The sequence below is a fragment of the Verrucosispora sp. SN26_14.1 genome, from assembly GCF_004307965.1.
Taxonomy (GTDB): Bacteria; Actinomycetota; Actinomycetes; order Mycobacteriales; family Micromonosporaceae; genus Micromonospora.
Genome location: NZ_SISL01000333.1, coordinates 1 through 6527 on the forward strand (window position 1 = coordinate 1; position 6527 = coordinate 6527).

Annotated in this window: 8 protein-coding genes; all 8 read right to left on the reverse strand. The window is 71.7% G+C overall.

Annotated elements, in window-relative coordinates; translation table 11 throughout:
* Positions 1 to 259: S-adenosylmethionine synthetase N-terminal domain-containing protein (locus EYA84_RS23520; protein ID WP_236145923.1), on the reverse strand; the 259-nt coding region annotated here is incomplete at its 3' end.
* An 86-nt stretch (positions 260 to 345) separates the two neighbouring features.
* Positions 346 to 1557 carry a bifunctional phosphopantothenoylcysteine decarboxylase/phosphopantothenate--cysteine ligase CoaBC gene (gene coaBC, locus EYA84_RS23525; RefSeq protein WP_131055407.1) on the reverse strand — a complete coding sequence of 404 codons (1212 nt, stop codon included), beginning with the start codon at positions 1555 to 1557 and terminating at the stop codon, positions 346 to 348.
* 13 nt (positions 1558 to 1570) lie between these two features.
* Positions 1571 to 1834, reverse strand: a complete 264-nt coding sequence (rpoZ, locus tag EYA84_RS23530; protein ID WP_007075826.1) for a DNA-directed RNA polymerase subunit omega — start codon at positions 1832 to 1834, stop codon at positions 1571 to 1573.
* A 52-nt stretch (positions 1835 to 1886) separates the two neighbouring features.
* Complete coding sequence (locus EYA84_RS23535) at positions 1887 to 2420, reverse strand: guanylate kinase (RefSeq protein ID WP_131055409.1); 534 nt, start codon at positions 2418 to 2420, stop codon at positions 1887 to 1889.
* A gap of 25 nt (positions 2421 to 2445) precedes the next feature.
* Entirely contained in the window at positions 2446 to 2763 is a 318-nt protein-coding gene (gene mihF / locus EYA84_RS23540) for an integration host factor, actinobacterial type (RefSeq protein ID WP_117229171.1), read from the reverse strand.
* A gap of 171 nt (positions 2764 to 2934) precedes the next feature.
* On the reverse strand, positions 2935 to 3771 hold the full coding sequence (pyrF, locus tag EYA84_RS23545; protein WP_131055411.1) for an orotidine-5'-phosphate decarboxylase: 837 nt from the start codon (positions 3769 to 3771) through the stop codon (positions 2935 to 2937).
* A 76-nt stretch (positions 3772 to 3847) separates the two neighbouring features.
* Complete coding sequence (locus EYA84_RS23550) at positions 3848 to 5122, reverse strand: adenosylmethionine--8-amino-7-oxononanoate transaminase (protein ID WP_131055413.1); 1275 nt, start codon at positions 5120 to 5122, stop codon at positions 3848 to 3850.
* A 460-nt stretch (positions 5123 to 5582) separates the two neighbouring features.
* Positions 5583 to 6527, reverse strand: a 945-nt coding sequence (locus EYA84_RS23555) for a quinone-dependent dihydroorotate dehydrogenase (RefSeq protein WP_131055415.1), incomplete at its 5' end; no start/stop codon positions are given.

Genomic DNA, 6527 nt, shown 5'->3' on the forward strand with positions numbered 1-6527 from the left:
CATCGAAACCCTTCTTCGACGAGTCGTACCCGATCCCCAGAATCGTCTCCCGCACGATCGACGGAATGTCGGCATACGCCTTCGTCGTCACCTCACCCGCCACATGCACCTGACCAGTCGTGATCAGCGTCTCCACCGCCACACGGCTATGCGGATCCTGGCTGAGCAGGGCATCGAGAATACCGTCACTGATCTGATCAGCGATCTTGTCCGGGTGGCCTTCCGTGACCGATTCGGACGTAAAGAGGCGGCGTGTCACGGCACTCCTAAGTTGTGGACGTCGTTCCGCGGCAGTCTAGTCACTCACCGCCGAGCGCCGGTCGATGGTCAACAGGTGGATCGTGGTCAGGCGGCGCCGTCGGCGAGCCGGGAGACCACCAGGTCCCACACCTCGTCGGCGAGGTCCTCCTTGGACTGTTCGGGCATCTGGGTGACCGAACCGTCCGCACCGATGACGGTGGCCGCGTTGGTCTCGGCACCGAAGACCTTGTCCGGCCCGACCTCGTTGATCACGATGAGGTCGGCCCGCTTACGGGCGAGCTTGGCCCGTCCGTTGGCCTCGGCGTCGCCGGTCTCCGCAGCGAACACCACCAGCAGCTGCTCCGGTCGGCGGCTCCGGCCCAACTCGGCGGCGATGTCCGGGTTGGTCACGAGCGCGATGCTGGGCGCGGTGCCGTCGTCCGACTTCTTGATTTTGCCAGGCGCGTACGTCGCGGGACGGAAATCGGCCGGAGCCGCCGCCATCACCACCGCGTCGGCGTCGACGGCGGCCGCGAGCGTGGCGTCACGCAACTCGCCGGTGGTGCCGACGCGGACGATGTCCGCTCCGGCCGGGTCGGGTAGCTCGACGTTCGCCGAGATCAGCGTGACCCGGGCACCTCGGGCGACCGCCGCCCGGGCGAACGCGTAGCCCTGCTTGCCGGAGGACCGGTTACCGAGGAAGCGCACCGGGTCCAGCGGTTCACGGGTGCCGCCGGCGGTGACGAGGACATGCCGGCCGGCCAGGTCGGCGGGGGCGTCGACGCCCCGGCGGAGCGCGCGGCGGGCGACCGCGAAGATCTCGGCCGGATCGGGCAACCGGCCCTTGCCGGTGTCGGCACCGGTGAGCCGACCCACCGCCGGTTCGATGACGCGTACGCCCCGGGCCCGCAACGTCGCCACGTTGGCGACGGTCGCCGGGTGCTCCCACATCTCGGTGTGCATGGCCGGCGCCAGCACCACCGGGCAGCGGGCGGTGAGCAGGGTGTTGGTGAGCAGGTCGTCGGCGAGGCCGTGCGCGGCCTTGGCCAGCAGGTCGGCGGTGGCGGGTGCGACCACCACCAGGTCGGCCTGCTGACCGAGGCGGACGTGCGGCACCTCGTGCACGTCGGACCAGACGTCCTCGGAGACCGGTTGACCGGAGAGCGCCGCCCAGGTCGGCGCGCCGACGAACCGCAACGCGGCGGCGGTCGGCACGACCCGGACCTGGTGGCCCGACTCGGTGAACCGGCGTAGCACCTCGCACGCCTTGTAGGCGGCGATGCCGCCACCGACACCGAGGATGATCCGGGCGCTCATCGACGCGCGGAGCCTACGGCTGGTCGGTCGGCTCGGCGGTGAGTAGGCCGGCGTTGATCTCGCGCATCGCGATCGAGAGCGGCTTCTCCTGCGGGGTCGTCTCGACCAGCGGGCCGACGTACTCCAGCAGGCCCTCGCCGAGCTGGCTGTAGTAGGCGTTGACCTGACGCGCGCGCTTGGCCGCGAAGATGACCAGCGCGTACTTCGACGTCGTCTTCTCCAGGAGCTCGTCGATCGGCGGGTTGGTGATGCCTTCGGGGTTGGCGATGGATCCCACGGATTAACCTCTGCGTCTTTCGCACGGACCGCGTGGCACGCGGGGCCGGCGCTCAACCGCGCGGACGCGGCCGGGCCGAAGCCAGGAATGAAGAACCGATCAACCCTACCAGCTCGTCCACCACGCGCTCGGTGCGGTCGTGCGACACGCTGCGGTCGAAGGACGTCAGGACGGCCGTACCCGGACGGCGGCCGGGCGGATGGAGTAGGACGAGTCGCGCGTCGGGTACCACCGCGCGGACCAGCAGCGCCCCGTCGAGGTCGAGCGGCAGCAGGACCGGCGCTCCGGCGGCGAGCCGGTCACGCACCGGCGCCAGCTCCGTGCCACGCCGGTACGCCCCGTAGCGGCTCCATTCCAGCAGTTCGCCGCGGGCCACCCGGCGGTCGAACTCCCGCGGGGCGAGGAAGTGCCGGTGGACGCCCTCCAGCTCGCCCTCCCGGCGGGGCCGGGTGGTGACCGCGAGCGGCGTCCACACAGACGGAGAACGCGCCCGGACCAGCTCGACGACACTCTCCCTACCGGCGCCGGATGGGCCGGCCAGGACAGTGAGCCGAGCCGCCGGGCGCGTCTCGTCATCCAAGCTCACTGCTTGTTTCTACACGCAGCCGTGCTCAGTTGGCGGCGAACTCCCCAAGCAGGGCCTTGCGCTGCTGTTCGCCGAGGCCACGCAGGCGACGGCTGTCGGCGATCTTGAGCTTCTCCATGATCTGGGTGGCTCGGATCTTGCCGATTCCGGGCATCGCCTGCAGCACGGCCGACACCTTCAGCTTGCCGACGACATCGTCGGACTCGGCGCGCGCAAGAACGGCTCCGAGGGTGGTCTTGCCCTGCTTGAGCTGCTCCTTCAGCTCGGCACGGGCTTTGCGGATCTCCGCAGCCTTCTCCAGCGCGGCTGCGCGCTGCTCAGGGGTCAGTGACGGGAGCGGCACCAGTTCTCCTCAGGTCCCTATCGCGACGGGCGGGACGCACCGCCGCATCTGTGAAACGTGGTGTCGCTGTGAACCAAGGGGTTCCCAGCGCGGGGAAAACTAGCGGTCAACGGAGCTTTCGGCAACGTGGGCACGCGATGATCACCGCAAAGTGACCGAGCCGTCAGTCAGTCATGACATCGCCAGGGCCGCCCGGCAGTCCGCCACGGCGCGCTCCGCCGCGGCCCGCAGCGCCTCCGGCCGTGGGCCCGCTCCCAACACCTCCCGGGAGTACGAGGGCAGCACGGAGGTAAGGGCCGAACCGAAGACGACCCGTAGATCGTCGGCCGTGGCGCCCTGTGCGCCGAGCCCGGGTGCGAGCAGCGGACCGTTCACCGCGGAGAGGTCGCAGCCGGTTTCGCCGACCGTCGCACCGACCACCAGGCCGATGCTCCCCAGCGGGGCGGCACCCGCGTTGAGCTGGGAAATCTCGTCGATCACGGTCTGCGCGACGGTGCGCCCGTCGGCACCGCGCGCACGCTGGACCGAGGCGCCCTCGGGGTTGGAGGTGAGCGCCAGGACGAAGACTCCGCCGCCGTGCTCGACGGCCAGCTCGAACATCGGAGCGAGCGAGCCGACCCCCAGGAAGGGGCTCGCGGTCACCGCGTCGACATACATGGGACTGGATGGGTCCAGGTACGCCGAGGCGTACGCGCGGACGGTCGAACCGATGTCGCCGCGCTTGACGTCCAGCAGAACGAGCGATCCGGAATCTCGTAACTGTCGGATAGTTGACTCAAGTACCGCCACCCCTTGAGACCCGAACCGCTCGAAGAAGGCCGACTGGGGCTTGACCACCGCAACCCGGTCACCGAGGGCGTCCACGACGGTCCGGGCGAAGCGTCGCAACCCGTCGACGTCGTCGTCGAGCCCCCACTTCGCCAGCAGTTCCGGATGGGGATCGATGCCTACGCAGAGCGGACCCCGCTCGTCGACCGCCCGGTGCAGCCGCGTGCCGAAACTCTCCATCAGCCAGCTTTTCCTCTCGTCCTCAACCTGTCGCGCTCGTCTACTCAACCTGTGTCCCTGATCCGCGACGATCTACTCAGCCCGCCCTGATAGCTGCCGCGACACCGGTCGCCACCCGTGCCAGATCGGCGTCCGAGGTGACGTACGGCGGCATCGTGTAGACCAGATCCCGGAACGGCCGCAGCCACACGCCCTCGGCCACCGCGGCGGCGGTGGCGGCGGCGACGTCCACCTCGTGGTCCAGCTGCACGACGCCGATCCCGCCGAGCACCCGCACGTCCGTCACGCCCGGTGCGCCGCGCAGCGGCTCCAGCCCGTCATGCAGGCCGCGCTGGAGCCGCGCCACCTCACCGGCCCAGTCACCGGCCCGCAGCAGTCCCAGCGAGGCGTTGGCGACCGCGCAGGCGAGCGGGTTGCCCATGAACGTCGGGCCGTGCGCCAGGACCCCGCCGGTCCGGATGCCCCGCGCCACCTCCGCCGTGCAGAGCGCGGCGGCCAGCGTCAGGTAGCCGCCGGTGAGCGCCTTGCCGACGCACATCACGTCCGGGCTGACCCCGGCGTGCTCGGCGGCGAACATCGTCCCGGTCCGACCGAAGCCGGTGGCGATCTCGTCGAAGATCAGCAGTACCCCGTGCGCCCGGGTCACCTCCCGCAGCACCCGCAGGTAGTGCGGATGGTGGAAACGCATCCCACCGGCCCCCTGGACGACCGGCTCGACGATCACCGCCGCCAGTTCGTGGGCGTGCCGCTCCACCGCCTCCACCAGCGCCGCCTCGTACGCCGGGTCGGGATCGGACGCGAAGCCACCGGGCGGCACCGGCGCGAACACCTGCCGGGGCAGCACGTCGCCCCAGAGGTGGTGCATGCCGCCCTCGGGATCACAGACGCTCATCGGGTGGAACGTGTCGCCGTGGTACCCGCCCCGCCAGGTGCCCAGCCGGCGGCGCTCCGGCCGACCGACGGCCCGCTGGTACTGCAGGCACATCTTCACCGCGACCTCGACGCTGACCGACCCGGAGTCGGCCAGGAACACGTGCGCCAACCCCTCCGGCGCCAACTCGACCAGGGTCCGGGCCAACCGCACGGCCGGTTCGTGGGTCAGCCCGCCGAACATCACGTGGCTCATCCGGCCGAGCTGGTCGGTCACCGCCGCGTCCAGCACCGGATGCCGGTAACCGTGGATCGCCGACCACCAGGACGACATGCCGTCGACGAGCGTGCGGCCGTCGGCCAGCCGCAGCCGTACGCCCTCGGCCTCCGTCACCAGGTACGGCGGCACCGCCGGCGGCAGCGCCGCGTACGGGTGCCAGACGTGCGCCGCGTCGGCGGTGAGGATCTCCTCCGGCGTCATCCGCCCTCCCTCTCCACGCTGCCCATGCCCACTCCCGCCTCCGGTAGCGGGGACTCGCCGTCCGCGCGACCGCCCCGCACTCCCCTGTGGCCCCTTTGCTCTGCTTCAACCCACGCACTGGTTCTCGGCTGAAACCGATGCGTGGGTTGAAGCAGAGCAAAGGCCGCGCGGAGGCACTCCTCCGGCCGACCGGCCGGACCCCACCGATGCGCCCGTCGAAGCAGAGCAAAGGCCACGCGGGAGCACCCCACCGGCCGACCGGCCGTACCCCGCCAGCGCGCGGACGGACTCCGGGGCACGGAGGCACGACGGTGTCCGGGGAGAGGCGGGCCTTCGGGGAGAGGCGATTGCCCCGGGTGAGGCGAGCATGCCGAGGTCGGCATGGTGGGGGCGGCGGCGCCTGGTGTTCGTGGCCGTCCGCTCCGGCGGGAGCGGGGGTGGCGCCGCCGCCTCATCCGGCTCACGACCCGGTCGTGGCCGGAGCCGGGGCAGCCGCCGCCGCGCGGGCGACCGCGCGGGGCAGAGCCGGCCCCCGGTAGATGAAGCCGGTGTAGAGCTGGACCAGACTGGCGCCCGCGTCGAACATCCGGGCGGCGTCGTCGGGGTCCACGATGCCGCCCACTCCGATGATCGGCAGCCGGCCACCGGTCTCGGTGTGCACGAAGGACACCACCTGCCGGGCCCGGTCGGCCAGCGGGCGGCCGGAGAGCCCCCCGGTCTCGGCGGACCGGGCCTCGTCGGCCGGGGCGAGGCCGGTGCGGCCGAGGGTGGTGTTCGTGGCGATCACCCCGGCCGCGCCCCGGGCCAGGCAGACCTCCAGCAGCTCGGCGATGGCCGCGTCGGTCAGGTCCGGCGCGATCTTCACCAGCACCGGCTTCTCCCCCACCAGCGCGGCCAGCAGCGCATCCAGGTGGGCACGGTCCTGCAACGCGCGTAACCCCGGCGTGTTCGGCGAGGAGACGTTGACCGCGAAGTAGTCGCCGTGCCCGCGCAACGCGTGGTACGACGCCCGGTAGTCCTCCACCGCCTCGTCCAGTGGCGTCACCTTCGACTTGCCCAGCGAGATCCCCAGCGGTACGCCGAGCGGACGGGGCAACGCCGCGAGCCGGGCGGCCAGCGCCTCGGCCCCGGCGTTGTTGAACCCCATCCGGTTGATCACGGCCTCGCTGTCCGGCAGCCGGAACAGCCTCGGCCGAGGGTTGCCCGGCTGCGGGTACGCGGTGACCGTGCCGACCTCGACGAAGCCGAAGCCGAGCGCCGGCCAGGCCGGCAGCGCGGCACCGTCCTTGTCCATCCCGGCGGCCAGGCCGACCGGGTTGGGGAACCGCACCCCGAAGACCGTACGGGGGGCGGGCACGGCGTACCGGGCCCGCAGTGCCGCCAGCGCGACCGGCCGCCCGGAGAG

Bases quoted from the DNA above. Each gene is read 5' to 3' on its own strand.
- coaBC (WP_131055407.1), bottom strand. From the start codon at position 1,557: ATGAGCGCCCGGATCATCCTCGGTGTCGGTGGCGGCATCGCCGCCTAC.
- EYA84_RS23550 (WP_131055413.1), bottom strand. From the start codon at position 5,122: ATGACGCCGGAGGAGATCCTCACCGCCGACGCGGCGCACGTCTGGCAC.
- pyrF (WP_131055411.1), bottom strand. From the start codon at position 3,771: ATGGAGAGTTTCGGCACGCGGCTGCACCGGGCGGTCGACGAGCGGGGT.